Origin of the sequence: Corynebacterium sp. (assembly GCF_052107835.1) — a bacterium.
Lineage (GTDB): Bacteria > Actinomycetota > Actinomycetes > Mycobacteriales > Mycobacteriaceae > Corynebacterium.
This window is the reverse complement of record NZ_JBQEDF010000047.1, coordinates 1-25,370: the sequence shown is the minus strand read 5'-3', so window position 1 is coordinate 25,370 and position 25,370 is coordinate 1. Positions and strand designations below refer to the sequence as shown.

Sequence of the window (25,370 nt, the reverse complement as noted above, 5' to 3'; positions counted from 1 at the left end):
GCACGCACGGCAGACGTGTTCGACCCCGGGACGCTCGCCGAAGCGATCGGTTTGTCCGCCGACGAGCGGAACAGGATGCGCGCCTTCCGACCGGTTTTTGCTGCGTTCTGGCTGGTGATGCTCATGCCGGGCAACGGCGGATTCCGCCGGAACCCACCCGGTACGACCGAGGCACAGGCCAGCCACGTCTTGGAACTCATCCGCTAACTGGATACCAGTCGGGCGCTGTTCGCCTCGCGCTCCAGTTCCTCGATCTCGCGGTTGAGATCCTCCACGTGGGTGACAGCTTCCTCCTCGGTCTCTGCGGCGGGGTTCGAACCCCACATCGGATGACCGTTGGACTCCGGGAGGTACCGGAGGGCTATCAGACCGACCACGCCAGCGAGCATGAGGTAGAACGCGGGCCACATGAGGTTGCCGGTGGCGGAGATGAGCGCCTCCATGACGGTGGACGTGGTGCCACCGAACAGCGAGATGGAGACGTTGAAGGCGATTGCCAGCGCGCCGGCGCGGACCACGGTGGGGAACAGCGACGGCAGCGTGGACGGCATCATCGAGCTGAAGCAGATCAGGGACAGCCCCATGATGAGCATGCCGATGAAGACGCACGCGGTGTTGCTGACCCTGATCAGCAGGATCGACGGGATTGCCAGGACAATCAGGGAGAGAGACCCCGCGAGGACGATCGGTTTGCGGCCGATCCGGTCGGAGAGCTTCCCGAAGACCGGGATAAGCAGCAGCATCACAGCCATCACGATGATCTGGAGGATGTTCGCCGTCAGGCTGGAGACTTCGTAGCCGTCCTGCCGGTTCCCGATCTCGTCGAAGTAGGAGGGCAGGAAGGAGGTCAGCATGTAGTTCGTGACGTTCCAGGCGAGCACCAGGCCGCAGCAGACCAGAATGGACGGCCAGAGAGACAGAATCTTCTTGAACTCGTTGCCCTCGAAGTCACGGGCCGCGTGGGACTGGCTCTCGGGCGCGCTCTTCGCGGCTTCCTGCTGCTCGAACGCGGGGGTGTCCTTCAGCTTGGTTCGCAGGTAGATGCCGACGAAGCCCAGGGGCAGTGCCACGAAGAAGGGCAGACGCCATCCCCAGGACATCATCGCGTCCTCACTGAGGATGCTCTCGAGGATGACGGCGACGGACGCGCCGAGGACGTAGCCGCCGAAGGTGCCGACCTCAAGCAGGCTGCCGAAGAAGCCGCGCTTGCGGTCTGGGGCGTACTCGGAGATGAAGGTCATCGCATTGGAGTACTCACCGCCGGTCGAGAAGCCCTGCAGGAGACGACACAGCAACAGCAGGAACGGCGCGGCCATGCCGATGGCAGCGTAGTCCGGGATGACACCGATGAGGAAGGTACTGCTCGCCATCAGGATCATGGTGAGCGCGAGGACGCGGTTGCGACCGATGCGGTCGGAAAGTGGTCCGAAGACCAATCCGCCGATGGGGCGGACCAGGAAGGAGACCGCGAAGAGGCCGGCCACGATGATCTTGCCGGCGGCGCCTGAGTCGTCCGGGAGGAACACCCCCTCGATGGTGAGGGCGAGGTAGCCGTAGACCCCGAAGTCGTACCACTCGGTGACGTTACCGATGGCGGCGGCGTTGATGGCTCGTCTGACGGTGGCAGGCTCGGTGACGGTGACGTCGTCGGCCTCCCACCTCTTACCTTCTGGGATGTGGCTGTTCTTCAGTGATCCGAACATGTGCGGTTCGTCAGTCCTTCCGGTGTGCCGGTCGTGCAGTTGGGCGAGGTGGTCCTTTGCGCGGTCCTTTCGGTCGGGTCCGCCGTCGTGGGCGGTTGGTAATGAAAAAAGTGTCACCCACTCTATAACCGGCTTATTGATATGGACAACCCTGCAGTGCCCGAGAAGTCTCCGTTCCCATACCCCAATTCGCACAAGTGAGAACCTTGATGGCGTCGGTTTCTACCGCTGGCCAGTGGGTTCCCTATCTCGCGTGCAGGGATCGCGACTCGGTCTCCAGGAGTTCTCACAACATGATGGAGGGCGCCGCGCACTGCCCGTCCGGGCCGTTGCGGGACGGATCGACGTAGCCCGTGCAAGCCTCTACTCGAGGGTGGACTCGGCGGACGACCTTGTCGCCGCCCCTCCGATGGCGAACATCGACCCGGCGATGAGGTAGGACGCATCCGGGTCGGCCTCTGCAATGGAGAGCGGGAGCGCGGTCTGCAGGCGGGAGGAGATGGCGCCCAGCACCAGGACGGACAGGACGGACAGGCTGAGCATGACCACCTGAAGAACCATCCGAAGGCACCTGGGGGACGCTCTGGATGCAGTCGCCGCGGTCGCCGCGTCCTGCTCACTGTCCGCCGAACGGCCGACGATTTTCCCGGCCACCCGGGGAAGGAATGAAGCGATTATCGCGGTGGTGGCGGCAACGCCGCCGACGGCAACCATCACGCCAGTCGTCCCGAGGAATCCGGCGAAGACGGTGACCGCGGGGCCGATGATGGCACCGGCGGAACTCGCGGCGCTCAACGTGGTGAACCCTCGCCCCTGAACCTCGGTGGGGAGAGCTTTGACGGCGTAGGTATAGGCGGCGGGGATCAGCCCGTTCGCGAACCCGTTGATGATCCTGGCGGCCAACATGAACTCGAAGGTCGGGGCGAACGCCATGGCGATATAGGCCACAGCTACCAGAATCGCGGCACGCTGCATCATGATTCTGGGGCCGAAGCGGTCGGCGAGCAGACCCCACACCGGGGACATCAGTGCGGAGATGATGAATGAGATCGACACCAGTAGGCCGACCAGGTGCAGCTGCTCAGGATCGCGCTCCCGCAGGACGCGGGGTACCAGGGGGAGGTTGGCGAAGAAGCATGCCGAGCTGACGCCGATGCAGATGGCGAGGAGGCTGATTGTTCTGGAGTTGCTGCCGCGAGGTCGCGGCAACTGATCAGTACCCTCGCTCACGCCATCATTTGAGCACGACGGCGCCTGTATCCGCAGGTGGTGAATAGATTGGTTGGGCTCCGCCCCCAAGTGGGCGCGAGGCTGCTACGCCGCGTATCCACCGTCAATATTCAGACCGGCACCGGTGATGTAGGATGCGTCCGGGCTGGCGAGGAACACGACGCCCGCGGCAACTTCCTCCGGTCGGCCGTACCGTCCCATGGCCGTGGTCGGGAGAAACATGGATGAGGCCGGTCCGTCTGCGGGATTCATGTCAGTGTCGATGAAACCGACCTTGACCGTGTTCACCGTAATGCCGCGGTGCGCCAAGTCTCGTGCTGCGCCGCGGCTGTAACTTTCCAGGGCCGCCTTCGATGCAGTGTAGTCGGCCATGCCGGGGAAACCAGCCCGTGATGCAGCGCCGGTACTGATGTTCACGATGCGTCCTCCCTCCGGGAGCAAGGGGAATGCCGCACGGATCGCGGCGACGGCTCCCTGGTAATTCACCGCGATGTGCCGGTCCAGAGCATCCTCGTCGACGTCCTCACTGTCGATCGGCGCCGCCGCGCTGAATCCGGCGTTGTTGATGAGAATATCGAGCCTGCCGAAATCATCGACCACGCGCTGGACAAGGTCCGCGCCATTGGCAGGATCCGACTGGTCGGCGCGATACGCGGCGGCCCGGACCCCCGTGGCCTGCAGATCCCGTACCACGTCCTGCGCCTTCTGGTCCGAGGACGCGTAGCTGATCGCTACGTCGGCCCCTTCGTTGGCCAGTGCCCGGGCTATTGCAGCCCCGATGCCCCGGGATCCACCGGTAACGATCGCAACTTTGTTATTGAGCTTTCCCATGGTGCGTTTCCGCCCTTTCGATGCGTAGTGAATTCTTGACCGGATGGTCCATAATAGCCAGTTATGGACTGATTGGTCAACATCGCCTACCATGGGGTCATGGCGCGACCACGAGCATTCGATGAGGAAAAAGTACTGTGTGCAGTTCGGGAGCAGTTCTGGACGGCAGGCTACGCAGCGACCTCCATGGACGATCTGATGCGTGTCAGCGGTCTCGGCAAGGGGAGTTTATACGCGGCCTTCGGCGATAAACGTGGGCTCATCCTCCGGGTGTTACGTGACTATGCAACGGGGAACCTCGAACAACTTCGCCGGACTGTGAGGGAAACCCCCCGTGCCATTGATGCGCTCCGCAGTGTTGTCGAATCGCCGATAGCCGGGAGCCGAGTCGACGATGCCATACGGCGTGGATGTTTGTTGGCGAACAGCACCACCGAGTTGGGCAATACGGATCCGGACGTCCGTTCCCTGGCGCACCAGACCTACGAGGAGCTCACGGGCGCGATTGCCGAGTGTGTTGTTCGTGCCTGCAATGAGGGCGATCTGGGGGACGAGTTCGAACCGGTTGCACTGGCGCGGGCACTGCTGGCTGCCCAGCAGGGAATTGTGTACATGGGCAGGACCGGGATGGACCCACTAACTCTGGCCTCTACGGCACGTGAGCTGTCGGCACGACTTCTCCCTGTGGGCAGTCGGCCCGCGACGTGATGCGGGTACTGTCGCGTTAGCGCATGCAGCCACCCCTCACGGAAGCATCGTCCACCCTGCTGATCCTGTGGCTTTTCCTCAGCCCAATCCTCGTCATCGCGGCGTGGATCCTGCACTTGTCCGGCATTGGCGGGCGCGTCACTGAGTCACTTCTGGTGTTGGTGGGTGCCGCACCCATCTTCGTTGATGCCGTCGTCCAACTCGGTGATCCGGAGAACTGGGAGCCCCTCACCCTGTCACTGAATACCGCGATCGTCGTGGTGGTGATCGCCGTTGCAGGAGTCTCGCTCCGCGTCTTCGCCACACCCGGCAGAACCCTGACGTACCAGAGTGACAGGCGATCCGACGGTCCGCGATGACGATCAGCTGACGGGAACCGCCAGACGCGAGTACGGGCCGGTGGAAGCAGTCCAAGACAACCACCCCAAGCGCGTGCTGACGCTTGCCCCGATGGTCGATGACAACACAGTAGGTATCCGGCACCTCCGCGTTCCGGACTTCCTTCTGTCGGACGAGTACTGAACGCAGACGGGCCCGAACCCCGGATGGTGGACACGGGGATTTGATCAAGATGCGAATCTGAGCCTACCGGAACCACGGGCCTCATAGGCCTGCGGCGAGAGATTTCCACACCAGGAATGCCTGCGGACGGTGTTGTAACGGACGCACCACCGGAACACATCCCGACGGCACACCAACTGATTGGCGAACGTCTTCGCGTCCTGGAGCACTTCACGCTTGAGAGCGGCATTGAACGACTCAGCCAGAGCATCGTCCGCGCTGGTACCGCTCGCGCCCATCGACTGGCGGACCCCCAACCTGCGGCAGGTGTCCTGGAACGCCCCAGAGGTGTAGACGCTGCCGTGATCCGAGTGGAAGATCGCCCCGGCCAGGCTGCCGCGCTCGGTCTTCGCCATCACCAAGGCCTCCTGCACCAACTCGGTGCGCATGTGATCGGCGATCGCGAAGCCGACGAGCCGGCGGGAGAAGCAGTCGATGACCGTGGCCAGGTACATGTTCGACCCGTCGGCAACCGGTAGGTACGTGATGTCACCGACATAGGTGTCGTTGACCGCCCTGGTGGTGAACCGGCGGCGCAGCAGATCAGCGAACACCCGCCGACGCGGGTCGGCGACAGTGGTTTTTCACGCGGCGTTTCTTCGTGTAGCCGACCAGTCTGCTGGCACGCACGAGGCGGGCGACGCGCTTGTGGTTGAACGGCGCTGAACTGGAAGCGCCCGAGGCATCGTCGTCGGGGTCGTTGATTTCGGCGGTGATGCGCTTGGCGCCGTGAGCCACCGTTGTTCGCGTCGAACACCGCGGTGATCCGCGCGGCCAGCGCCGCATCGTCGACCCGGCGGGCCTGGCGTTGTGCCGTGGTGTCCTTCCATTTGTAGAACGAGGATCGGTTGATCGTCAGGACCTCGCCGTGCTTGACGAGGTTAGTAAGACATTGAACTCTTTGCCCACCGGTACCTCAGACTTCAAACAGTATGTCGGCATCCAGAACCGCCGGGGTGTTCATACCTCTGAAAACAGTGGGGAGTACTGCTCAGCTCCCCGGCGCCGAGGTATCCGCCGTCAGGTCCTGGTTCGCCGCGGCGCCCCGCAGTGTCACGAACGCCCAGAGTGCCGCGAAGAGCATCACTCCGGCGCCGGCCAGACCTGTCACCGTGATTGCCTCGGTGAAGGCCTCCGAGGCCGCGTCGGCGACGGCGGCGCCGGTGCGTCCGCCCACTTCGTCCGCGACCAGCAGGGCCTCCGCCATTGTCGAGGACGCCCGTTCGGAGAGGTCCCCCGGCAGCCCGAGCCCGGCGGTGCCGTCCGCCGCGACCCGGCTGTACCAGGCCACCAGCACACCGCCGAGTATCGCGGTGCCCATTGTCGTACCGATTTCGTAGCCGGTCTCGGACGTGGCCGCCGCCTGCCCGGCCCGCTCCGGGGGCACCGAACTCATGATGATGTCGTTGCTCAGGGTGAGTCCCATGCCGGCGCCGAGTGCTACCAGCGCGAGCAGCGTCGCGACCAACGCGGGGCTGGACGAGGGGGACAGCAGGACGGTCAGGCCGAACCCGGTCACCGAGACCATCAGGCCGAGGATGATGATGTACGCGGGCAGGAACCTGCGCGCCAGCGCGGCGGCCAGGAAACCCGCCGTCGCCGCGAGCACCGCCTGCGGTACCAGCCACACCGACGCCTCCAGGGGGGCCATGCCCAGGACGAGCTGCAGGAACTGGACGAGCGCGACCAGTGACCCGACCATCGCGAATATGGACAGGACGTCGGTGACGACAGCGCCCCGGAAGTGCCGCACGGTGAACAGCCGGACGTCGAGGAGAGGGGTGGTCAGCCGGAGCTGGCGGCGGACGAAGAGTGCGAGCGCGAGCACGCCGAGGACGGCCGCCACGATGCCGAGGACGACCTCCTTGTCGCCGGCGATGTTCTTGATGCCGTAGACCACCCCGAGCAGCCCGACCAGCGAGAGAACCACGCTGGGCAGGTCAATCGAGTGCAGGTCAGGGTTGCGGCTCTCCGGGAGCAGCAGCGGGCCCAGAATCGCGAGCAGCACCATCACGGGGATGTTCATCAGGAAGGCGGCGTGCCAGCTGAACGTCTCGATGATCCATCCGCCGAGGATCGGTCCGGCGGCGGCGCCCACCGAGGCCATCGCGCCCCAGACCGCCATCGCGTAGCGGCGTTGTTCGCGGTCGAGGAACATATTGCGCAGCAGGGACAGTGTCGACGGCATCATCATCGCGCCGCCGACACCCAGCAGGGCCCGGGCACCGATGAGCATCCAGGCCGTGGTCGACATCGCGCCCAGGACGGAGGCGGCGGTGAAGACGACCGCGCCAATAAGGAGGTTCCGACGTCGGCCGAATCGCTCTCCCACGCTCGACATCGCCACCAGGAGACTGGCCAACACCAGCGAGTACATGTCGATCATCCAGAGCTGTTCGGTGCCGGTGGGGCTCAGCTCGGCGGAGATCTCGGGCAACGCCATGAGCAGGACTGTTCCGTCGATGGCGATCAGCAGCACTGGCAGCGCGAGGACCACGAGGCCGATCCATTGCCGGGTGCCCGCCCTGGGAGGCGACGAGGTGGAGGTGGGTGAAGAGGATGAGGGTGCTGGGGTGGTCACCGGGGTGCTCCTTGCAGTGTCTTGACGGTTGGACACACCTCAGTTCAGACTGCGACGTCGCGTCGGGGTCAACGCACTATACCGTGATGTACCTCACAGAGGTCATCCCTCACAGTCGCTGGTCGACCCGGCGCAGCACCCGGAGTTGGGCGGCGTTGAGCGTTGTTTCGCTCAACCGCTCCATCAGTTCGGTGAACTGCGAATTGATCGTGGTCATATCCGCCAGGCGGGACATCATCGGTCGCAGGTACACGGTGAAGTCTTCGATGAGGGTCAGGACGTCCCGGTCGGAGGCGCCGTCCTGCAGTGCGAAGAAGCGCCCGGTCAGCTCCTCCCCGGCTACGCGTTCCTGGTCGGACATCCCGAAGATGGAGGCGATGCGCGAGGGGGCGGCTTCGCTGAGGGCGTGACCGAGCAGGACGAGCAGCTCATGTTCGAAGCGGATGTGGTCCGGCGACATGCCTCCGGTGGGCTCTGACCGGTACGGCGACAGTTCGGGGTCCAGGTCCGGCGGTGATCCGGCGCGGCGCAGTGCGTCGATGCTGGCCCTCCTGGCCGTGAGCCGATCAAGCTCGGCGGTGGTCCTGCGGTCGAGTTCGTCCAGCATCACTTCGGCGGCGGCGGGGTCGTCGAGGACCTCCGGCAGCGCGGACAGGGGGATGCCCAGTGAGGTCATCCGGGTTATGCGGAGCAACCGGACCACATGGGCGACGTCGTAGTGGCGGTAGCCGGCCGAGGACCGCGGAGGTTCCGGCAGCAGGCCGATCTTGTGGTAGTGCCGCAACGTGCGCACCGACACCCCGGCGAGCTCGGCGAGTTCACTGCTGAGCATCAGCCCGGCTCCGTCGTTCCGTGGAGCACAGCGTCCGCCGCCAGGTAGAGGGTTGCGGTCTCCATCTGCACGATCGCGTCATCGGCGGGCAGCGCCCGTTGCAGGGCCAGCCCCTCCAGGACGGTGTTCAGGAAACGTGCCTGCCGGGGGACGTCGTCCGTGGACACATCGCGCTCCCTGGCGAGGACGGTCAGCCAGTCCTCGACGCGGTGCTGTCCGTCCTGCTCCATCGCCAGGTAGGCCCCACGAATTTGGTCGGTGGGGTCGGCGGTGATGAAATCCCTGGTCAGTGTCATCACGGCTTCGCGTGCGGGCTGACCGATGGGTGCCGCGTCCAACACGGAGCGCAGACAGTCGACGAGGCGGTCACGGGCGGGACGCGTCGCGTCCCGGATGTCCTCAGCACCGGTGACCGTCCAGTCGTAGATGCGTCCGAGAACCGCGTTGCGCAGTGCCTGCTGGGTGGGGAAATGGTGGCGCAGCGACCCGGTGCTCACGCCGGCCCGGAATGCGACGGTCCGCACGCTGAGCCTCGCGGTCATGCCGTCCTCGCCGAGGATGGCGGCAGCGGCAGCGAGAATTCGTTCCCGTGAACTGGTGTTATCCATCGTGGACGACCGTACCATCACGGTGTGATGGCACGCTGTGCCAATACACTGTGTTAGTGTGGCGTTTGATCGACCAACACACTGTATTGGACACTGCATCACTTGCCGGAGAGGCACCCACATGATGAAGGACAGGCAACGCCAGCTTTGAGACAACCGGACTGGAAGTTCGGCACCTCGGATCCACCCGCTTCCGGGACCTGCACCCGCAATCCCCGAACTTGCAAAACTCGAAACCCGCATCCCCCAGACAACGAAAAACCGAAGGTCACAAACCCTTTCGAGTTTGTGACCTCCGGCCGGTTCAGTTCGCGAACCGCTCACTGTGGGCGAAGGGGGACTTGAACCCCCACGTCCCGAAGGACACTGGCACCTGAAGCCAGCGCGTCTGCCATTCCGCCACTCGCCCGTGGCATCGATACGGAGCATCGACGTGGGTTGCCTTTTCGCAACGGAGGAAAGATTATCACCACCACCCACGACACACAAAGTTGCAGGTCACAAAGGCGCATATCAACCGGTACTACACCCGACCCCCAATCTTCAGAGACTTCCAGGCACTTCACAGGCGTGATACGTATAGTTGACCGTCAACGTCGGCCTACCCGGCCCCCGGGGGACGAGGCTCACTGGAAAACAGACTGATCCACACAGACGCACCCGCGGGAGAACTGAAGCAAAGGAGAAAGCAGCGATGGACCTCTTCGGCCGGTTCCGCAAGCTCGACAGCTCTCTTCAGCGCGGGCTGGACAACGGCTTCGCCCGTGTCTTCGGCGGCGAAGTCGTCCCCGCTGAGATCGACGAACTGCTGAAGCAGGAGGTCGAGGACACCCTCATGGAGGACAGCAAGGGGAAGATCGTCGCCGCCTCGTCCTACGTTGTCCACGTCTCGAAGCACGACCACGACGCCCTGCTGGAGAAGCGTCCCGAGCTCGCCGACGAGCTCCGTGGGCGCCTGCACCGCTTCATCCGCAACGAGGGTTGGGAGTCCCCCCAACCGGTCTCCGTGGAGATCCTGGAGGACGACGGGCTGCACACCGGCCAGCTCAAGTCGCGCTCTTCCTTCGACCCGCCCGCAGGCTCCTCCACGGAACCCCCGGAATCCCCGGATTCCCGGGGCGCCAACGACAACGAACCCCACTGGCCCCGCAGCGAACCCGATTCCGGACGCAACCCGGTCGCCCGCCCGTACGACGCCAAGGAGGCCGACGGACAGGACGACGCAGGCAGGCCAGGGGCAGGGGCAGCTGGTGCTGCGGGAGCCGCAGCCGCAGGTGCCGCCGGAGCCGCAGGTGCCGCAGCCAACCCCCTGACCGGACTGGCGCGTCCCGCGCAGCCGGCGGAACGCCCCACCCGCGAGCCGGTGCCCGAGCCGCGCACGCCCGACCCCGAACCGGAGCCCGATCCGCCCATGGCCAGCTACCCCGGCACCGAAGTCATCTCCCACAAGGACGAACCCCCGGCCCGCACCGGGGACAGCGCCACCGGTGCCGCCGACGCGGCCGCCGCCGGCGAGGAGTCCGCCCCGCAGACCACCGTCACCCTGTTCCTGCAGGACGGCTCCGCCCGGAACTACGTCCTGCAGAACGGCGCCAACGTCATCGGACGCGGCAACAACGTGGACTTCCGCCTGCCGGACACCGGCGTCTCCCGGCAGCACGCCGAGATCACCTGGGACGGTTACGACGCCGTCCTCACCGACCTCAAATCCACCAACGGGACCACGGTGAATGACATCCCCGTGGAGAACTGGCTGCTCGCGGACGGCGATGTGGTCACCATCGGGCACAGCGAGATCGAGGTTCGGTTCAGCTGACGGACCACCGAGAGGGTAGATTCAGCCGGTAGGATCGAACGACGATCACACCGGCACGAATAGGAGATGACCTTCAATGCAGACGACCCTGGTGTTAGTCGCCAAGATCGCCCTCCTCGTCGTGCTCTGGCTGTTCATCTGGATCACCGTGCGCGCCATGCGGAAGGAGGTCTCGACGGCAGCCATGGCGGGACCGGCCGGACCGGGTGCCGCCGTCGGTGCGTCCGTCGCCGCGCCAGCCGCGTCCGGTGGGCGCGGTTTCCGCCGTGCCGCCGCACCGACATCGCTGCAACTGGTCTCCGGTCCACTCACCGGCACCACGCTGAATCTACAGGGCTACCAGGAGGTTTCGATGGGCCGGTCCAGTTCGTGCACCCTCGAGGTCGAGGATGACTTCGCCTCCGGCACCCACGCCCGCCTGATGCGCCGCGGGGACGACTGGTTCCTCGAGGACCTCGATTCGCGCAACGGGACCTTCCTCAACGGTCAACGCATCGACCAGCCCGAACGCGTCGCCGCCGGTCAGGAGCTCCGTGTCGGCCAGACGACGGTGAGGATGGAAGCATGACCGACCAGCCCACGCACAGCGACGACGGCACCGCAGGCGCCACCCTGGCCCTCGACTACGCCGCCCTGTCCGACCGCGGCCTGGTGCGCAGCAACAACGAGGATTCCGCGGTTGCCGCACCGAACCTGCTGGCCCTGGCCGACGGCATGGGCGGCCACGCCGCCGGTGAAGTCGCCTCCGAGCTGATGATCACGTCGCTGTACACCCTGCAGAACACCATGTCGCAGGGGGTCTCTGTCCCGCAGGACCGGCTGCTCACCATGCTCGCCGAGGCGATGGACGACGGCAACCGCGCGATCGCCGCCCACGTCGACGACAACCCCAACCAGGACGGCATGGGCTGCACCCTGACCACCATGCTGTTCGACGGGGCCTCGCTCGGCGTCTGCCACGTCGGCGATTCGCGCGGCTACCTGCTGCGTGACGATGAACTGACCCAGGTCACCAAGGACGACACCTTCGTCCAGTCCCTGGTCGACGAGGGCAAGCTCGCCCCGGAGGACGTCAGCAGCCACCCGCAGCGTTCCCTGATCCTCAAGGCGTTGACCGGCCGACCGGTCGACCCGACCCTGGAACTGCGCGACGCCCGCCCCGGTGACCGCTACCTCCTGTGCTCGGACGGCCTGTCCGACCCGGTGAGTTTCGACACCATCCAGGAGGTGATGCGCACCGGCACTCCCGCCGAAGCCGGTGCCCAGCTCATCAACCTCGCACTGCGCGGCGGCGGCCCGGACAATGTCACCGTCGTCGTCGCCGACGTCGTCGACCCCGCCGAGCTCCCGGGGGACGCCACGCTGCCCAGCGAGCCGATGCTCGCCGGCGCGGTGAACGGTACCGCCCCCGAGCTGCCCCGCCCCGATACGTCGGCCGGCCGCGCCTCGGCCGTCAACATCATCCAGGGTCCCGCCTCTGGTGCGGCCGCCGCGTCCGATGCGCCGGCCGACGCCGGTCCCGCCTCCGCGCAGGACGCCCCGGACGACGCCGACGCCGAGCCGGGGAAGCGCCGGTCCCGCAAGGGCTGGTTCATCGGGCTCGCCGCCGTCCTGGTGCTGGTCGTCGCCGCCGGCGGAACCCTCTGGTACGTCCGCGACAACCTGAGCCAGACCTACTTCGTGGCCACCGCCTCAACGGACGACCGGCCCTCCCCCGCAACGACCGGCAGTTCCGGGGCCCCTTCTGCACCCGCATCCGGCGAAGAGACGGCCGGGCCGGAGGAGCCGAACGCACCCGCACCGGACGACGACAACACCACCCCGGCTACAGCGCCCCCGGCCCCGGAAACGGCGCCGGAGACCGCCCCCGGGACCGCTGCGGAGGAGCCCGCCGAGAGCGGGACCCCGATCCTCATCTACCAGGGCTCCCCGGGCAGCATCCTGGGTGTCTCCACCCAGTCCGCCTACCAGGAGGTCTGCCTCGACGGTGGCGCGGATGTCCGGCTGCTCCCCGCCGGCAGCGACGACCCCTGCCACCGGTTCACCACCTCCGACCTGACCCCCGCCGCGCGCGGCACGCTCGACAATCTGCCCCGTGACTCCTACGACGAGATCCAGCAGCAGGTCCGCCGTCTCGCCGACCAGACTCTCCCTGTGTGCGTGACCCGCGACAACGACAACCGAAACAACGACAACGGCAACAGCAGCAATGCCGAACCGTCCGACCTCACCACTCCGGGGGTTTCGTGCCGGGAGGTGGACTGACCATGCCCGCACCCACCACCACCGGGATCCGTGCGTCCGCCAGGGCCCGCGGCCTCGAGCTCGGCCTGCTGGTCTTCTCCGCCGTCGTCCTGGGCATCGCCCTGGTCGCCCTGCAGCTGTCCCAGGGCAATGACCTCACCGCGGACGTCCTCGTGCTCGTCGGCGGCTACATCGTGGTCTTCGGCCTCGCCCACCTGGTGCTGTGCCTGAAGGCACCGAACGCCGACCAGATCATGCTGCCGGTCGCCGCGATGCTCAACGCCATCGGGCTGGTGATGATCTACCGACTCGACCTGGCACGCGAGACGTCCCTGGCGAACTCCCAGATCATGTGGACGGTCATCGCCCTGGTGTTCTTCTCCGCGGTGATGTGGTTCATGAAGTCCCACACCTCCCTGCAGAACTACGCCTACCTGCTGGGACTGGGGGCCCTGCTGCTCTCCGCCCTGCCCATCGTGTGGCCGACGTCCATGAACGCGGACGCCAAGGTGTGGATCAGCCTCGGCCCGTTCTCGATCCAGCCGGGCGAGTTCGCGAAGATCATGCTGCTGATCTTCTTCGCCGCGCTGCTGGTCAACAAGCGCACCCTGTTCTCCGTCGCCGGGAAACGGTTCCTGGGCCTGCAGTTCCCCCGCCTGCGCGACCTGGGGCCGATCCTGCTGGTCTGGGGCCTGGCGATCCTGATCATGGCCGCACAGAACGACTTCGGTCCGGCCCTGCTGCTCTTCGCCACGATCCTCGGCATGCTCTACATGGCCACCGGGCGTTCCTCCTGGCTGGTCATCGGCCTGGGGCTGGCGGTGGTCGGTGTGTACATCGTCTTCCAGATCTCCGACAAGATCCAGGACCGCTTCACCAACTTCCTCGACCCGATCGGCAACTACGACGGCACCGGCTACCAGCTGTCGCAGGCCCTGTTCGGCATGTCCTTCGGTGGGGTGACCGGTACCGGCCTGGGCGAGGGCTACCCGCAGAACGTGCCGGTGGCCTGGTCGGACTTCATCCTGTCCTCGGTCGGTGAGGAGTTCGGCTTCGTCGGCCTGGCCGCCGTCCTGATCCTCTTCGCCATCCTGGTCACCCGCGGTTTCGTCACGGCACTGCGCACCCCGGACTCCTTCGGCAAGCTCGTGGCCGCGGGCCTCTCACTGACCCTCGCGGTGCAGATCTTCGTGGTCACCGGCGGCATCTCCAAGCTGCTGCCGATGACCGGGCTGACCACACCGTTCATGTCACACGGCGGCTCCAGCCTGCTGGCCAACTACATCCTGCTGGCCATCCTGCTGAAGATCTCGCACTCCGTGAACACCCCGAAGACCTTCCCGGACGGCCCAACCGACTCCCCGGACGGTCCCGACCCCGACAACCCAGCCACCAGCACCGACAACAGGGAGGTCCGCGCATGAACAAGTCCATCCGCAACGTCGCGGTCTTCGCGTTCGTCCTGGTGGTGATCCTGCTGGCCAACCTCACCTGGATCCAGGGGTTCCAGACGTCCACCTACTCCGAGAACGCCTTGAACTCCCGGCAGTTCATCGAGCAGAAGTCCATCCCCCGCGGCCAGATCACCGCGGGTGGCCAGGTGCTCGCCCAGTCCAACGCCGACGAGGACGGCCTGTACAGCCGCGAGTACCCCACGAACCCCTCCACCTACGGGGCAGCCCTGGGCTACCTGTCGGACCAGTACGGGGCGTCCGGCATCGAGGCGTCGCAGAACTCCATCCTCGACGGCACCGACGACTCCCTCTTCGCCTCCCGCGCCTGGGACACGATCACCGGCAAGGAGGCCAAGGGGGCGAACGTGGACCTGACCCTGCAGCCCAATGTGCAGCAGGTCGCCTACGACGAGCTGTCCTCCCGTGGCTACTCCGGCTCCGTGGTGGCTCTGCGGCCCTCCAGCGGCGAGGTACTCGCCATGGCGTCCACCCCCGGTTTCGACCCGTCCGCGATCACCAACCCGGACGCCGAATCGTCTAGCGCCGCCTTCGAGGCGCTGCAGAACGACCCCAACGCACCGCTGCTCAACCGTTCGACCCAGCAAACCCAGCCGCCCGGCTCGACCTTCAAGCTGATCACCACCGCCGCGGCCCTGGAGGCCGGCGACAACGCCGACACCATGGTCAACGGTGAATCGCAGATCACCCTGCCGGACACGACCACCACGCTGGAGAACTACGGCGGCGTGTCCTGCGGTGGCCCCCAGGTCCCGCTGCGCACCGCGTTCTCCCAGTCCTGCAACACCTCCTTCGTGGACCTCGCCGTCCGCCACGGCGCCGACGCCTTCCGCGACACCGCAGACGCCTTCGGCATCGGCGAGGAGGACGACGAGGACTTCGGCCTGCCCATCCAGAACTCCACGATCGGCGACATCCCGGACGGCGCCGCACTCGGCCAGTCCGCCATCGGCCAGCGGGACGTGGCACTGACCCCGCTGCAGAACGCCGTCATCGCCGCCACCATCGCCAATGACGGGGTGCGCATGAAGCCGCACCTGGTCAAGCAGGTCACCGGCTCGGACCTGGACGTGATCCAGGAGACCCGTCCCAACGAGGCCGGACGGGCGATCTCCCCCGAGGTCTCCGACCAGCTCACCGACCTGATGCGCGGCTCCGAGCAGTACTCGGGCGGCTCCGGCGACATCGCGTCGAAGACCGGTACCGCCGAGCACGGCGAGGACTCCCGCAACTCCGACCCGCACGCCTGGTACGTCGCCTTCGGACCGTCCGAGGACGCCGATGTCGCCGTCGCCGTGCTGGTCGAGAATGGCGGCGACGCGGGCCAGGCCGCCACCGGTGGTTCGGTCGCCGCCCCGATCGGCCGCGCCGTGATCGACGCAGCCCTCCAGGAAGCGAGGTGAGCACGATGAGCGACGATCCCAACGATCCGGACGACGGCACCCGCGTATTCGGTGCCGCGGAGTCCCCGGAGCCCGACGGAGCATCCGCCCGCGACCGTGCGGCGGCCGACCGCATCCAGCGCGTCCTCGACGCCCACTACGCCGGGCCGTCCGGTGGCGCCGGCACCGAACGCCGTTTCACCGTCTCCCGCATCGTCGGACGCGGCGGCATGTCCACCGTCTGGCTGGCCTACGACGCCGTCATGGAGCAGGACGTGGCCGTCAAGGTGCTCAAACCCGAGCTCACCGATGACGCCGAGTTCCGCGACCGCTTCCGCCAGGAGGCCGAGGCCGCCGAGACGATCGACTCCGAGAACGTCGTGGCCACCTTCGACTACGGCGAGCAGCAGGACGTCGACGGCACCGGCGTGGCCTACTGCTTCATCATCATGGAGTACGTCCAGGGCGAGTCCCTGGCCGACATCCTCGGCCGCGAACGCACCCTGCCCGAGGTGATGGTGCTCGACCTGATCGCACAGGCCGCCGTCGGGCTGCAGGCCATCCACCAGCGCCAGCTGATCCACCGGGACATCAAGCCCGGCAACCTCATGGTCACCGCCGACGGCGTGGTCAAGGTCACCGACTTCGGCATCGCCAAGGCCGCCTCCGCCGTGCCGCTGACCCGCACCGGCATGGTCGTGGGCACCGCCCAGTACGTGTCCCCCGAACAGGCGCAGGGGCTGGACATCGGGCCGTCCAGCGACGTGTACTCGCTCGGTGTGGTCGGCTACGAGGTACTCGTCGGCCAGCGCCCCTTCTCCGGGGACTCCACCGTCTCCGTCGCCCTGAAGCACATCAACGAACCCGCCCCGGAGCTGCCGGACACGTTCAGTGCCCCGATGCGCCAGCTGATCGCGATCTGCCTGCGCAAGGACCCGGCCGCCCGGTACGCCGACGGAGCCGCACTGGCCGCCGCCACCGTCCCGGTGCGCGACGGGCAGATGCCGCCGGACCCGGCCACCGGTTTCACCCCTCCGCCCTCGATGGCGGGACAGGCCCCGACCGGGTCAGGACGTCTCGGCGAGGTCACCGACGAGGCGAACATGGGACCGGCACCGCGCAAGGGCGGTGGCCGCCGCCTGTGGATCTGGGCGCTCGCCGTCGCCCTGGTCGTGGCCCTGGCCGCCCTGGTCTGGGCGATCTGGGATCCGTCCGGTTCCGAGGACCCGCCGCCAGCGCCCCCGGAAACGGAGACGATCACCTCCGAGGTGACCGAGGAGCAGACCGTGGTCCCGCCGCCGGACGTCGTCGAGCCCACCGAGGAGCCGACGGACCCGGGCACACCGACCAGCGTGCCCACCGACCCGGACCAGCCGACCGAACCCACCGTGCCGACCGACCCGGAGGAGCCGACGGAGCCCACCGGCCCCGATGAGCCGACCGATCCCGGCCAGCCCTCCGACCCACCGCCGGGCGACTCCGAGCCACCGTCGGCATCGGACATCGTGGAGGATCTGCTGCCGGATCTGCAGGACCCCGCCGCGGAAAACGGCACCGGGCAGAACACCGGCAACGGTGGTGCCGCGGATGCGACTGTGGGGCCGATGTGACGCACGGTATTAGCAACCGGAGGCACCGCACCGGTATTCTCCCAGGAGAGCACCGTAGCGGGCACCACAATGAGACCCACAGAGTGACACACAGGAAGGGAGCAGCATGGACCTGAGCAACACCAGGCTCGGCGGGCGGTACCTACTCGGCCCCGTCATCGGCACCGGTGGCATGTCCGACGTCTATGCCGCCACCGACGAACTTCTCGGCCGCGACATCGCGGTGAAGATGATGCGGGCGGACCTCGCCCGTGACGAGACCTTCCTGGAGCGTTTCCGCCGCGAGGCGCAGAACGCCGCGAAGCTGAACCACCACGCCATCGTCGCCGTCTACGACACCGGTCAGACCGACGACGCGTCCGGCCACGTCCCCTACATCGTCATGGAGCGCGTGCACGGGCAGACCCTGCGCGACATCGTGCGCGACAACGGCCCCCTGCCGCTGGAGGAGGCGTCCCGCGTCATGGCGGAGGTCTGCCGTGCACTCGGGTTCTCCCACGAGGCCGGGATCATCCACCGGGACGTGAAGCCCGCGAACATCATGATCACCAACACCGGTGCGGTGAAGGTGATGGACTTCGGCATCGCCCGTGCCCTGTCGGACACCACCTCGGCGATGACGCAGACCGCCGCGGTCATCGGCACCGCCCAGTACCTCTCCCCCGAGCAGGCACGCGGCCGCTCCGCCGAGGCCCGCTCCGACATCTACGCCGCAGGCTGCGTCTACTACGAGGTCACCACGGGGCGTCCCCCGTTCTCCGGGGAGTCGCCGTTCTCCGTGGCCTTCCAGCACGTGCAGGACGCACCGACGCCCCCGTCGCAGGTTCCGGGCATGGACCTGGACCCGGACCCGGCGCTGGCCCTGGACGCCGTCACGCTGACCGCGATGGCCAAGGATCCCTCGGACCGCTACGACAGCTCCGCGGACATGGCCGCCGACCTGGAGCGCATCGCCAACGGCCGGATGCCCCTGGCCGCACAGGCCTACGCCGACATCCCGGAGGACGCCCCGACGTCCCACATGGCCGCCGCCCCGGTGGCCGCCGGTGCTGCCGGTGCCGCCGCTGGAGCTGGTGCGGCTGGTGCCGCCGCAGCCCAGGGGCCGCCACCGGAGCAGGAGCCCGATCCCGAGGAGCGCAAGGAGAAGAAGCCCCGCCGTGGCTGGGTGACGGCCCTGGCGGTCATCGCGGTCCTCGCCCTGATCGGTGCCGGCTCGTTCGCGGCCTGGAACTGGATCAACGACGACGACTCCTCCGGCGAACAGCAGGTCGCTGAACAGGTCAACATCCCGGACGTGTCGGACATGTCCCGCTCCGAGGCCGAAACCGAACTACGCAACGCCGGTTTCGAGGTCACCGTCGAGGAACGGGCGGACGCCGAGATCGAACGTGACCAGGTCATTGCCACCGAGCCCGCGGCCGATTCCTCTGTGCCCGAGGGCTCGTCCGTGACCCTGCTGGTCTCCTCCGGCAAGGAGATCACCGAGGTGCCCGACCTGTCCGGTTTGACCACCGAGCAGGCCCAGGCCGCGCTTTCCGACGCCAATCTGCGACTGCGGTCGAACGTCTCCGAGCAGGCGAGTGACGAGGTCGAAGTCGGCCAGATCATGGAGCAGACCCACGCGTCCGGTTCCCAGGTCACCGTGGGTACCGAGGTGGGCATCACGGTGTCCACCGGTCCGGAGGACGTCCGCGTCCCGACCGTGGTCGGCCAGTCGATGGACGACGCGACGGAGAACCTCGAGAGCGCCGGCTTCGAGGTGGAGGTCAACATGGTCGACTCCACCGAGCCGGAGAACCGCGTCCTGTCCGCCACGAACGAGGGCTCCCGCCAGCCCCCGGGGTCCACGGTGACCCTGGAGGTCTCCCGCGGGAACCAGTTCGAGATGCCGCAGCTCGTGGGCAAGGACTACGAGGAGGTCTTCAGCGACCTGCAGAATGCCGGATGGCGGGGATCGCCCGACCGGCTGGAGCGCGACAACGTCAACCAGTTGGATCCCAGAGCGGTGGACCGCGTGGTCGGCCAGTCCGCCCGCGAGGGTGAGACGATCGACCGCAATGCGCCGATCACCGTACGGGTGAATGTGCTCGGGATCCCCTGATTCACGGGCGGTTGGGGCCCGGTCCAATCCGTCCTCTTCCCCGCGGTGGCGGGGTTGTCGGCCCATTACCTGCGAAAAGTCAGTCACTAACTTTCTGCCGGTAACCCCTGAGGCTGGTCGCACCGACCTGACGGGTTACCGGCAGAAAGTAAGTATTGGGCGAGGGAACGTCCTGGGCCGTTCCGGAGTCTCTCCCCTCCATGAGGACGACTCCACCCCGAGATAGCCACAGCCACCACGATGACCACAGTCAGCTCGGCCACCGCAGCCAACGCGGCCCCGACCACACCCGTCGCGTCCCGCCCGTCCAAGTACCGGTTCGACGACAGGGGCTCCTGGCCTCCCGGAGCATCACCCGCTGGGCACTGGACCGTGATTACGTGCAGGTCGCTGACGGCTTCGTCCTACCCCGGTCAGCACTCCCAACACCGCCGGCCGAGGGACGTGAGTCCGGGTCACCACCATTCGGCGGGTTCCCCGCTGATGCCGTGTCACGCGCCAGGGGTCATGGGATGGCGAACCCGGGGGCCGTCATCGGCGAATGGCGGGCCGCTGGTCTCCTCGGGCTCTGGACGGACTGGCCGGACACCGCTCCGACCGTGCTCTACGCCGAGCGTGGTGCCAAAGGAGACTCCCACACAACGGTGGCGGTGGAGCATCCCCTGCGTCCGGTCTTCCGGCGGAGGCCCGCCGACCTCCACATCGTCCACCCCGACCCGCTCATGCCGGAGCTGCGGGTCGTGGGCCCCGCCACCACGGCGGTTCAGTGCCTGGACTCCATCCTCTCTGGGAGGCACACCTGGAGAACGCTCGCGATCCCCGGCATCCGCCCACGGATGCACCAGGCGATACAGTTCGTCGACGCATTCACCCAGTGCACCTGGCTGACCTTCGATGAGATCCGTGATGCGGCCACCGGCCGTATACCCGCCGACGTGGTCAGGGCGATTCTCGCCAGTGCCGACTACGGTGCCCATTCCCCCATGGAGACCGCCATGCGACTGATCGTCCGCGATCTGCTCCCGCCCGGGCACACCTGGGAATCCCAGGTGACCGGGGACCTGGACGGGGTGCCATTCCCGGGCGGAACTGTACCGGACCTGGCGTGCAGGGAGCTGAGGATCGCGCTGTACTACGACGGCGGCCACCACGACAGTCTGAGGCAGCGCGAAACGGACCTGCAGCTCACCCAGCAGATGATCAACCAGGGTTGGGAGGTCTGCCGCTACACCCGCCACGGCATCCGGCGGGTGGGCAGGGTCCGCAGGGATGTCGGCGCAGCCATTGGCCGGGCCGAAGCGAGATGGCGCAGCACGTCCCGGCGTGCATCATGACGTCATCCATCATCGCTTCCAGTGTGTCCGCAACTGACTTTTCCCTGGTAACCCCTCAGGTCGGTCGGACCAGCCTGAGGGGTTACCGGCAGAAAGTAAGCATTGGCGACTGGGGAGCACTGACGGGACCACATCGATGGGGCGACGCCGGATCTACCCCCCGACAGCAGCGGTCGCACCGGCCAACGTGTCCGCGTGGCGGGCGGCCAGCCGGGTCAACTCAGCCTCGTCGACCGGGCGTCCCGCGTCGGCGAGCCAGTTCGACAGGATCCGGTGGCCGTAATTGGTCATGATCGACTCCGGGTGGAACTGCACCGAATGCAGCGGCAGTTCCGCGTGCCGCATCGCCATGATCATCCCGGACTCCACCCGCCCTGACACCAGGAGACCGTCCGGCACCGTCGCCGGATCCACGGTCAACGAATGGTAGCGGGCCACCGTGAACGGGGACGGGATCCCCGCCAGCACGCCGGTGCCATCATGGGTCACCGGACTGGTCTTGCCGTGGAAGATCTCGTCGGCGCGGACCACGGCCGCACCGAAGTGCTGCGCAAGTGCCTGATGCCCCAGGCACACCCCCAGCATCGGGATCCGGTGCGCCGCACAGTGCGCGATCACGTCCAGCGTCCTGCCCGCCGACGACGGATCCCCCGGACCAGGGGAAACCAGCACAGCGCCGAAGCCCTCGAGGGCACCTTCCAGGTCATCACCGGACGTCTCCAACTCCGCGGCGTCGTTGCGCCACACGGTGCAGTCCTCGCCGAGTTCCCCCAGGTACTGGACCAGGTTGTAGACGAAGCTGTCGTAGTTGTCGATGACGAGGATGCGCATGGCGTTCATCCTATCCCCCGCTGGTAGGGTTGGGTGCGTTCGAACACGTCACCATGTCAGTGAGGGTTACTACCATGCCGAAGTCTCGGATCTCCGATTCACCGGAGGACAACTCCGCCAGCAGCGTCGGCGCCTCCGCAGCCGACCGCCGCACCCCGGTCAAGCTCAACTCGACCGGCACGCCGCGCTGGTACGTCGCACTGATGCTCGGTCTGATGGTGCTGGGCCTGGCCTGGCTCGTCGTCAACTACATCGCCGGGCCGAGCATCCCCTTCATGGCGGACCTGAACGCCTGGAACTACCTGATCGGTTTCAGCCTGTTCATCGTCGGTCTGCTCATGACCATGGGGTGGAAGTAGGACGCGGCGCCCGGCCGCCGCGTCCCCTGCGTCCCCACGCGAAAAGCACCACAGCGACCAGTGCACCGGCGCCCAGGCCCCCGAGGTGGCCGGGCAACGACACCCCGCTGGTCAGTGAGTAGAGCAGGTTGACCACGATCAGCGCCACCGGTGCCCGCACATCGGTGCCCCTGCTCAACGACAGCCCGACGAGCATCGCGAACATGCCGTAGCCCACGGTTGATGCGCCGCCGACGATACTGTCCGGCTGCAACCAGATCACCGCGAGAGCACCGCCCACCGCGCACACCAGAATCGACACCACCATGACGGTGGTGCCGTAGGCGCGCTCCAGCTCCCGGCCGACGAAGGCGATCAGCAGCAGGTTGAGCAGCAGGTGCCCGATGTCCAGGTGCACCAGCGCCCCGGTGACCAGACGCCACCATTCACCCCCGCCGGTGATCGCCGGCGGGTCGATCATCAGCCGCCACGCCAGTTCGCTGGTGTAGGCGGGCTGCAGTGCCGAGCGGGCGTCCAGCGCCGTGGCGGCGTAGACCACCACGCACGCGACGATCAGCGTGACGGTGGCCGGGGCACCGCGGAAGAATCTCCGGATGGTGTCCACGACACCGGGGGATCCGTCAGGCAACGTCCACGGAGTCGAGGACGACGTCCTCGTCCGGACGGTCCATGCGGTTGGTGGAGACCCGCGAGATCTTGGCGACGACCTTCTGCGACTCCTTGTCGGTGACCTCACCGAAGATGGTGTAGCCGCCGTTGAGGTGCGGGTGGGCACCGACGGTGATGAAGAACTGTGAACCGTTGGTGTCGCGGCCGGCATTGGCCATCGCGACGAGGAACGGACGGTCGAACTGCAGCTCGGGGTGGTTCTCGTTGTTGAACTCGTAGCCGGGGCCGCCGCGTCCGGTACCGGTCGGGTCGCCGCCCTGCACCATGAAGCCGTCGATGATGCGGTGGAAGATGGCACCGTCGTAGAACGGGCCCTCCGTCTCGCCCTTGGCGTTCTCGGTGGTGTACGGGGCCTTCTCCTTGTCGCCGGTGGCCAGGCCGACGAAATTGTTGACGGTCGCCGGCGAGTGGTCGCCGAAGAGGTCGATGGCGATGTCGCCGTAGTTGGTGTGCAGGGTCGCTGTCGCGGTTTTCTGAACGGTCATGGCAGCCAGGGTACCTGACGAACTTCCCCACCCGTTCAACCGTTTCCGCCTACCCTGGACCGCACATTTGGTTATCGTTGAATGACGACCCCAGTTTGACGAGCAAGAAGTGAACGAACCGAATACCATCCGATACCGTCCCGTCGACTGCAAGGAGAACACGGGCCCATGGACCTCAACACCGCAGGAACTGCGTTGCGTGCAGCCAAGCAGGTCTCGAACCTGAACAAGAGCCGCAAGAAGCAGGCCGAGCAACGCAACTTCTCGACCCTCGCCGCACTCCGGCTGGGCAGGACCTCCCCGGAGGAACGCGCGCGCATCCTGGAGTCCGCCCCCGGGCACCAGCGACTGATCGTCGAGAAGATTCTCGCGGAGAACGAGGCGGCCGCCGAGCCGCCGACCCCGGTCGAGTCCGCCGGGCCCGCTACCCCCGCTCCGTCCACAAACAGGGCCGACAACAACAGCCGACATGCCTCGAAAGGAAAAACGGTGACCACCACCACTCAGAACGCCGATGCCACGCAGGGTCTCGACAAGGCCGTTCAGGACGCCGAGAGCACCCTGGAGACCCTGAAGGACACCAAGGCGGACAAGCTCAGCAAGAAGGCTGAGAAGGCCACGAAGAAGGCCGACAAGATCTCCGGGAAGGTGTCCAAGCGCCAGGCCAAGGCCGACAAGCAGAAGGCGAAGGCCGACCGCACGCAGGCCAAGGCCCTGAAGCGCCAGCACAAGGTCGCCAAGAAGGCGTCCGGCAAGGACGAGAGCGCGCGCGACCTCGTCGAGAAGCGGCTCGCCGCAGTGACCTCGGCGGCCGGGAGCCGTGCGTCCGACCTGGCCGACCAGGTGAAGGCCGCGCCGGACGCCGACCTCGCCGATACCGTGACCCGCTGGGGCCGTACCGCCCGTGAGCGCGGCGGCGACCTCGTCAACCAGGCGCAGGAGCGCGGTGGTGACCTGGTCAGCCAGGCGCAGGAGCGCGGCACCGCCTTCCTCGAGTCCGATGCTGTCGGCGATGCCCTGTCCGAGGCCCGCGACCGTGCCGACCAGGTCGGCAGGACCGGTGCCGCCCTCGCCACGACCGGTGTCGCGGCAGGACGCAAGGCGGGCAAGGACGCCGGCAAGAAGGCCCGGAAGGCCACCAAGCAGTTCGAGAAGGACCACAGCAAGGAGATCAAGTCCGCCAAGAAGAAGGCGAGGAAGGCCGGCGACTCCGCGAAGAAGACGCTGGACAGCGCCTGGACCCAGGCATCCGAGGTCGCCTCCGAGGTCGGCGACGCCGCCGCCAAGGAGGGTGCCAAGGGCAAGAAGAAGGCCGGCAAGCAGGCGAAGAAGTTCGCCCAGAAGAACGCCAAGACCGCCAACAAGCAGCTGTCCCGCTCGCAGCGCAAGATCCAGAAGAAGGCCACGAAGAAGGCCGAGAAGGTCCGCGCCAAGGAGCTGAAGAAGGCGGCGAAAGCCAACAAGAAGAAGCACACCGGCCGCAACCTGCTGCTGATCGCGATCATCGCCGCCGCCGTCGCCTACGTGGCGCAGAAGGCCAAGGGCAGCAGTGCCGCCCCCGCCCCGGCGAAGACCCCCCGGACCGAGGGCAACCCCGCCACCGGTGCCGCCGCGAAGCCGAAGGCCGACGCCGCCAAGGCCGAGGAGAAGGTCGAGGACAAGGCTGAGGAGGTCAAGGAGGACGTCGCTGACGCCACCGAGACCGAGGAGGCCCCGGAGACGACGGGTAAGGACGCGGGCAACGCCCCCGCTGCTCCCGGCGCCCCGGGCGCTCCCGGTGCACCTGCCGCTCCGAAGTCCGACGAGGCTGAGGGTTCCGAGGACAGCGAGTCCGAGGGTGGCGACACCGAGGAGGACGACGGCGGCAAGCACCGCCTGTAGTCCCCTGCAGCCCTCGCTGTAAGCACCGTAAGCTGACCGGTCCCCGGTCATGGTTTCCCCCGCGGGTGCCATGACCGGGGACCGGTCTGTGTACACGGCCCGCGTCACTCACCTGCCGACACCGGCCAGCGC

23 protein-coding genes, 1 tRNA gene and 1 pseudogene are annotated in these 25,370 nt (G+C 67.0%); 13 read left to right on the top strand and 12 right to left on the bottom strand.

The genetic code is table 11. The features are described 5' to 3' along the window. Positions 1 to 207, top strand: a 207-nt coding sequence (locus ACTIL2_RS11540) for a hypothetical protein (RefSeq protein ID WP_442337606.1), incomplete at its 5' end; no start/stop codon positions are given. Here ACTIL2_RS11540 and ACTIL2_RS11535 read toward each other — a convergent pair. From ACTIL2_RS11535 to ACTIL2_RS11525, 3 genes are all read right to left on the bottom strand, one after another. Beyond that, a complete protein-coding gene (locus ACTIL2_RS11535; RefSeq protein WP_442337605.1) occupies positions 204 to 1,703 on the bottom strand; it encodes an MFS transporter in 1,500 nt (499 codons plus the stop codon). The two genes, ACTIL2_RS11540 and ACTIL2_RS11535, sit on opposite strands and share 4 nt — an antisense overlap. 363 nt (positions 1,704 to 2,066) lie before the next feature. Beyond that, positions 2,067 to 2,933: an MFS transporter gene (locus ACTIL2_RS11530; RefSeq protein WP_442337604.1), complete on the bottom strand. Its 867-nt coding sequence runs from the start codon at positions 2,931 to 2,933 to the stop codon at positions 2,067 to 2,069. An 84-nt stretch (positions 2,934 to 3,017) separates the two neighbouring features. Further along, entirely contained in the window at positions 3,018 to 3,764 is a 747-nt protein-coding gene (locus ACTIL2_RS11525) for an SDR family NAD(P)-dependent oxidoreductase (RefSeq protein ID WP_442337603.1), read from the bottom strand. 99 nt (positions 3,765 to 3,863) lie between these two features. On the opposite strand from ACTIL2_RS11525, the gene ACTIL2_RS11520 reads away from it, so the two are divergent. Together ACTIL2_RS11520 and ACTIL2_RS11515 are read left to right on the top strand one after the other, a co-directional pair. Next, entirely contained in the window at positions 3,864 to 4,472 is a 609-nt protein-coding gene (locus ACTIL2_RS11520) for a TetR/AcrR family transcriptional regulator (protein ID WP_442337602.1), read from the top strand. 23 nt (positions 4,473 to 4,495) lie between these two features. Beyond that, positions 4,496 to 4,831 (top strand): hypothetical protein, encoded by a 336-nt coding sequence (locus ACTIL2_RS11515; RefSeq protein WP_442337601.1) that lies wholly within the window; start codon positions 4,496 to 4,498, stop codon positions 4,829 to 4,831. Between the two features lie 207 nt (positions 4,832 to 5,038). Here ACTIL2_RS11515 and ACTIL2_RS11510 read toward each other — a convergent pair. From ACTIL2_RS11510 to ACTIL2_RS11485, 6 genes and pseudogenes are all read right to left on the bottom strand, one after another. Then, positions 5,039 to 5,599 (bottom strand): annotated as a pseudogene (locus ACTIL2_RS11510) (IS3 family transposase); the annotation flags it as partial. Beyond that, positions 5,577 to 5,771, bottom strand: a complete 195-nt coding sequence (locus ACTIL2_RS11505; protein WP_442337600.1) for a hypothetical protein — start codon at positions 5,769 to 5,771, stop codon at positions 5,577 to 5,579. The pseudogene ACTIL2_RS11510 and the gene ACTIL2_RS11505, both read right to left, overlap by 23 nt. 253 nt (positions 5,772 to 6,024) lie before the next feature. After that, positions 6,025 to 7,614 carry an MFS transporter gene (locus tag ACTIL2_RS11500; RefSeq protein WP_442337599.1) on the bottom strand — a complete coding sequence of 530 codons (1,590 nt, stop codon included), beginning with the start codon at positions 7,612 to 7,614 and terminating at the stop codon, positions 6,025 to 6,027. 109 nt (positions 7,615 to 7,723) lie between these two features. Further along, positions 7,724 to 8,446: a MerR family transcriptional regulator gene (locus ACTIL2_RS11495; protein ID WP_442337598.1), complete on the bottom strand. Its 723-nt coding sequence runs from the start codon at positions 8,444 to 8,446 to the stop codon at positions 7,724 to 7,726. After that, positions 8,446 to 9,054, bottom strand: a complete 609-nt coding sequence (locus ACTIL2_RS11490; RefSeq protein ID WP_442337597.1) for a TetR family transcriptional regulator — start codon at positions 9,052 to 9,054, stop codon at positions 8,446 to 8,448. The genes ACTIL2_RS11495 and ACTIL2_RS11490 overlap by 1 nt, the downstream gene beginning before the upstream one ends. Positions 9,055 to 9,380: 326 nt before the next feature. Next, positions 9,381 to 9,463 (bottom strand) — tRNA-Leu (locus tag ACTIL2_RS11485). A gap of 285 nt (positions 9,464 to 9,748) precedes the next feature. On the opposite strand from ACTIL2_RS11485, the gene ACTIL2_RS11480 reads away from it, so the two are divergent. From ACTIL2_RS11480 to ACTIL2_RS11445, 8 genes are all read left to right on the top strand, one after another. Beyond that, positions 9,749 to 10,870, top strand: coding sequence for a DUF3662 and FHA domain-containing protein (locus tag ACTIL2_RS11480; protein WP_442337596.1), 1,122 nt, complete (start codon positions 9,749 to 9,751; stop codon positions 10,868 to 10,870). Between the two features lie 76 nt (positions 10,871 to 10,946). Then, on the top strand, positions 10,947 to 11,438 hold the full coding sequence (locus ACTIL2_RS11475) for an FHA domain-containing protein FhaB/FipA (RefSeq protein ID WP_442337595.1): 492 nt from the start codon (positions 10,947 to 10,949) through the stop codon (positions 11,436 to 11,438). After that, the gene (locus tag ACTIL2_RS11470) at positions 11,435 to 13,135 is read left to right on the top strand and encodes a PP2C family protein-serine/threonine phosphatase (protein WP_442337594.1); all 1,701 of its coding nucleotides are present in this window, start codon (positions 11,435 to 11,437) and stop codon (positions 13,133 to 13,135) included. The genes ACTIL2_RS11475 and ACTIL2_RS11470 overlap by 4 nt, the downstream gene beginning before the upstream one ends. Before the next feature lie 2 nt (positions 13,136 to 13,137). Beyond that, complete coding sequence (locus tag ACTIL2_RS11465; protein WP_442337593.1) at positions 13,138 to 14,538, top strand: FtsW/RodA/SpoVE family cell cycle protein; 1,401 nt, start codon at positions 13,138 to 13,140, stop codon at positions 14,536 to 14,538. After that, entirely contained in the window at positions 14,535 to 15,989 is a 1,455-nt protein-coding gene (locus tag ACTIL2_RS11460; protein ID WP_442337592.1) for a peptidoglycan D,D-transpeptidase FtsI family protein, read from the top strand. Before ACTIL2_RS11465 ends, ACTIL2_RS11460 begins: the two co-directional genes overlap by 4 nt. Before the next feature lie 5 nt (positions 15,990 to 15,994). After that, positions 15,995 to 17,578, top strand: coding sequence for a protein kinase domain-containing protein (locus tag ACTIL2_RS11455; protein WP_442337591.1), 1,584 nt, complete (start codon positions 15,995 to 15,997; stop codon positions 17,576 to 17,578). Between the two features lie 106 nt (positions 17,579 to 17,684). Next, positions 17,685 to 19,679: a Stk1 family PASTA domain-containing Ser/Thr kinase gene (gene pknB / locus ACTIL2_RS11450; protein WP_442337590.1), complete on the top strand. Its 1,995-nt coding sequence runs from the start codon at positions 17,685 to 17,687 to the stop codon at positions 19,677 to 19,679. Positions 19,680 to 20,191: 512 nt separating this feature from the next. Continuing rightward, the gene (locus ACTIL2_RS11445; RefSeq protein WP_442337589.1) at positions 20,192 to 21,013 is read left to right on the top strand and encodes a DUF559 domain-containing protein; all 822 of its coding nucleotides are present in this window, start codon (positions 20,192 to 20,194) and stop codon (positions 21,011 to 21,013) included. 153 nt (positions 21,014 to 21,166) lie between these two features. Here the strand turns inward: ACTIL2_RS11445 and ACTIL2_RS11440 are convergent, their stop codons facing one another. Continuing rightward, positions 21,167 to 21,844 carry an anthranilate synthase component II gene (locus ACTIL2_RS11440; protein WP_442337588.1) on the bottom strand — a complete coding sequence of 226 codons (678 nt, stop codon included), beginning with the start codon at positions 21,842 to 21,844 and terminating at the stop codon, positions 21,167 to 21,169. A gap of 74 nt (positions 21,845 to 21,918) precedes the next feature. On the opposite strand from ACTIL2_RS11440, the gene crgA reads away from it, so the two are divergent. Beyond that, positions 21,919 to 22,203 (top strand): cell division protein CrgA, encoded by a 285-nt coding sequence (gene crgA / locus ACTIL2_RS11435; RefSeq protein WP_442337587.1) that lies wholly within the window; start codon positions 21,919 to 21,921, stop codon positions 22,201 to 22,203. Here the strand turns inward: crgA and ACTIL2_RS11430 are convergent. Together ACTIL2_RS11430 and ACTIL2_RS11425 are read right to left on the bottom strand one after the other, a co-directional pair. Beyond that, positions 22,181 to 22,807, bottom strand: coding sequence for a rhomboid family intramembrane serine protease (locus tag ACTIL2_RS11430; RefSeq protein ID WP_442337586.1), 627 nt, complete (start codon positions 22,805 to 22,807; stop codon positions 22,181 to 22,183). The two genes, crgA and ACTIL2_RS11430, sit on opposite strands and share 23 nt — an antisense overlap. Before the next feature lie 16 nt (positions 22,808 to 22,823). Further along, positions 22,824 to 23,357 (bottom strand): peptidylprolyl isomerase, encoded by a 534-nt coding sequence (locus ACTIL2_RS11425; protein WP_442337585.1) that lies wholly within the window; start codon positions 23,355 to 23,357, stop codon positions 22,824 to 22,826. A 168-nt stretch (positions 23,358 to 23,525) separates the two neighbouring features. Between ACTIL2_RS11425 and ACTIL2_RS11420 the strand changes: the two genes are divergently transcribed. Further along, positions 23,526 to 25,238 carry a hypothetical protein gene (locus ACTIL2_RS11420; protein ID WP_442337584.1) on the top strand — a complete coding sequence of 571 codons (1,713 nt, stop codon included), beginning with the start codon at positions 23,526 to 23,528 and terminating at the stop codon, positions 25,236 to 25,238. Positions 25,239 to 25,370: the final 132 nt, after the last annotated feature.

Excerpts from the sequence above, each read along its gene's own strand:
- ACTIL2_RS11495 (WP_442337598.1), bottom strand. The coding sequence starts at position 8,446 with ATGCTCAGCAGTGAACTCGCCGAGCTCGCCGGGGTGTCGGTGCGCACG.
- ACTIL2_RS11480 (WP_442337596.1), top strand. The coding sequence starts at position 9,749 with ATGGACCTCTTCGGCCGGTTCCGCAAGCTCGACAGCTCTCTTCAGCGC.
- ACTIL2_RS11515 (WP_442337601.1), top strand. The coding sequence starts at position 4,496 with ATGCAGCCACCCCTCACGGAAGCATCGTCCACCCTGCTGATCCTGTGG.
- ACTIL2_RS11460 (WP_442337592.1), top strand. The coding sequence starts at position 14,535 with ATGAACAAGTCCATCCGCAACGTCGCGGTCTTCGCGTTCGTCCTGGTG.
- ACTIL2_RS11420 (WP_442337584.1), top strand. The coding sequence starts at position 23,526 with ATGGACCTCAACACCGCAGGAACTGCGTTGCGTGCAGCCAAGCAGGTC.
- ACTIL2_RS11475 (WP_442337595.1), top strand. The coding sequence starts at position 10,947 with ATGCAGACGACCCTGGTGTTAGTCGCCAAGATCGCCCTCCTCGTCGTG.
- ACTIL2_RS11440 (WP_442337588.1), bottom strand. The coding sequence starts at position 21,844 with ATGCGCATCCTCGTCATCGACAACTACGACAGCTTCGTCTACAACCTG.
- ACTIL2_RS11465 (WP_442337593.1), top strand. The coding sequence starts at position 13,138 with ATGCCCGCACCCACCACCACCGGGATCCGTGCGTCCGCCAGGGCCCGC.
- ACTIL2_RS11470 (WP_442337594.1), top strand. The coding sequence starts at position 11,435 with ATGACCGACCAGCCCACGCACAGCGACGACGGCACCGCAGGCGCCACC.
- ACTIL2_RS11455 (WP_442337591.1), top strand. The coding sequence starts at position 15,995 with ATGAGCGACGATCCCAACGATCCGGACGACGGCACCCGCGTATTCGGT.
- ACTIL2_RS11520 (WP_442337602.1), top strand. The coding sequence starts at position 3,864 with ATGGCGCGACCACGAGCATTCGATGAGGAAAAAGTACTGTGTGCAGTT.
- ACTIL2_RS11525 (WP_442337603.1), bottom strand. The coding sequence starts at position 3,764 with ATGGGAAAGCTCAATAACAAAGTTGCGATCGTTACCGGTGGATCCCGG.
- crgA (WP_442337587.1), top strand. The coding sequence starts at position 21,919 with ATGCCGAAGTCTCGGATCTCCGATTCACCGGAGGACAACTCCGCCAGC.
- ACTIL2_RS11490 (WP_442337597.1), bottom strand. The coding sequence starts at position 9,054 with ATGGATAACACCAGTTCACGGGAACGAATTCTCGCTGCCGCTGCCGCC.
- ACTIL2_RS11535 (WP_442337605.1), bottom strand. The coding sequence starts at position 1,703 with ATGTTCGGATCACTGAAGAACAGCCACATCCCAGAAGGTAAGAGGTGG.
- pknB (WP_442337590.1), top strand. The coding sequence starts at position 17,685 with ATGGACCTGAGCAACACCAGGCTCGGCGGGCGGTACCTACTCGGCCCC.
- ACTIL2_RS11425 (WP_442337585.1), bottom strand. The coding sequence starts at position 23,357 with ATGACCGTTCAGAAAACCGCGACAGCGACCCTGCACACCAACTACGGC.
- ACTIL2_RS11445 (WP_442337589.1), top strand. The coding sequence starts at position 20,192 with ATGGCGAACCCGGGGGCCGTCATCGGCGAATGGCGGGCCGCTGGTCTC.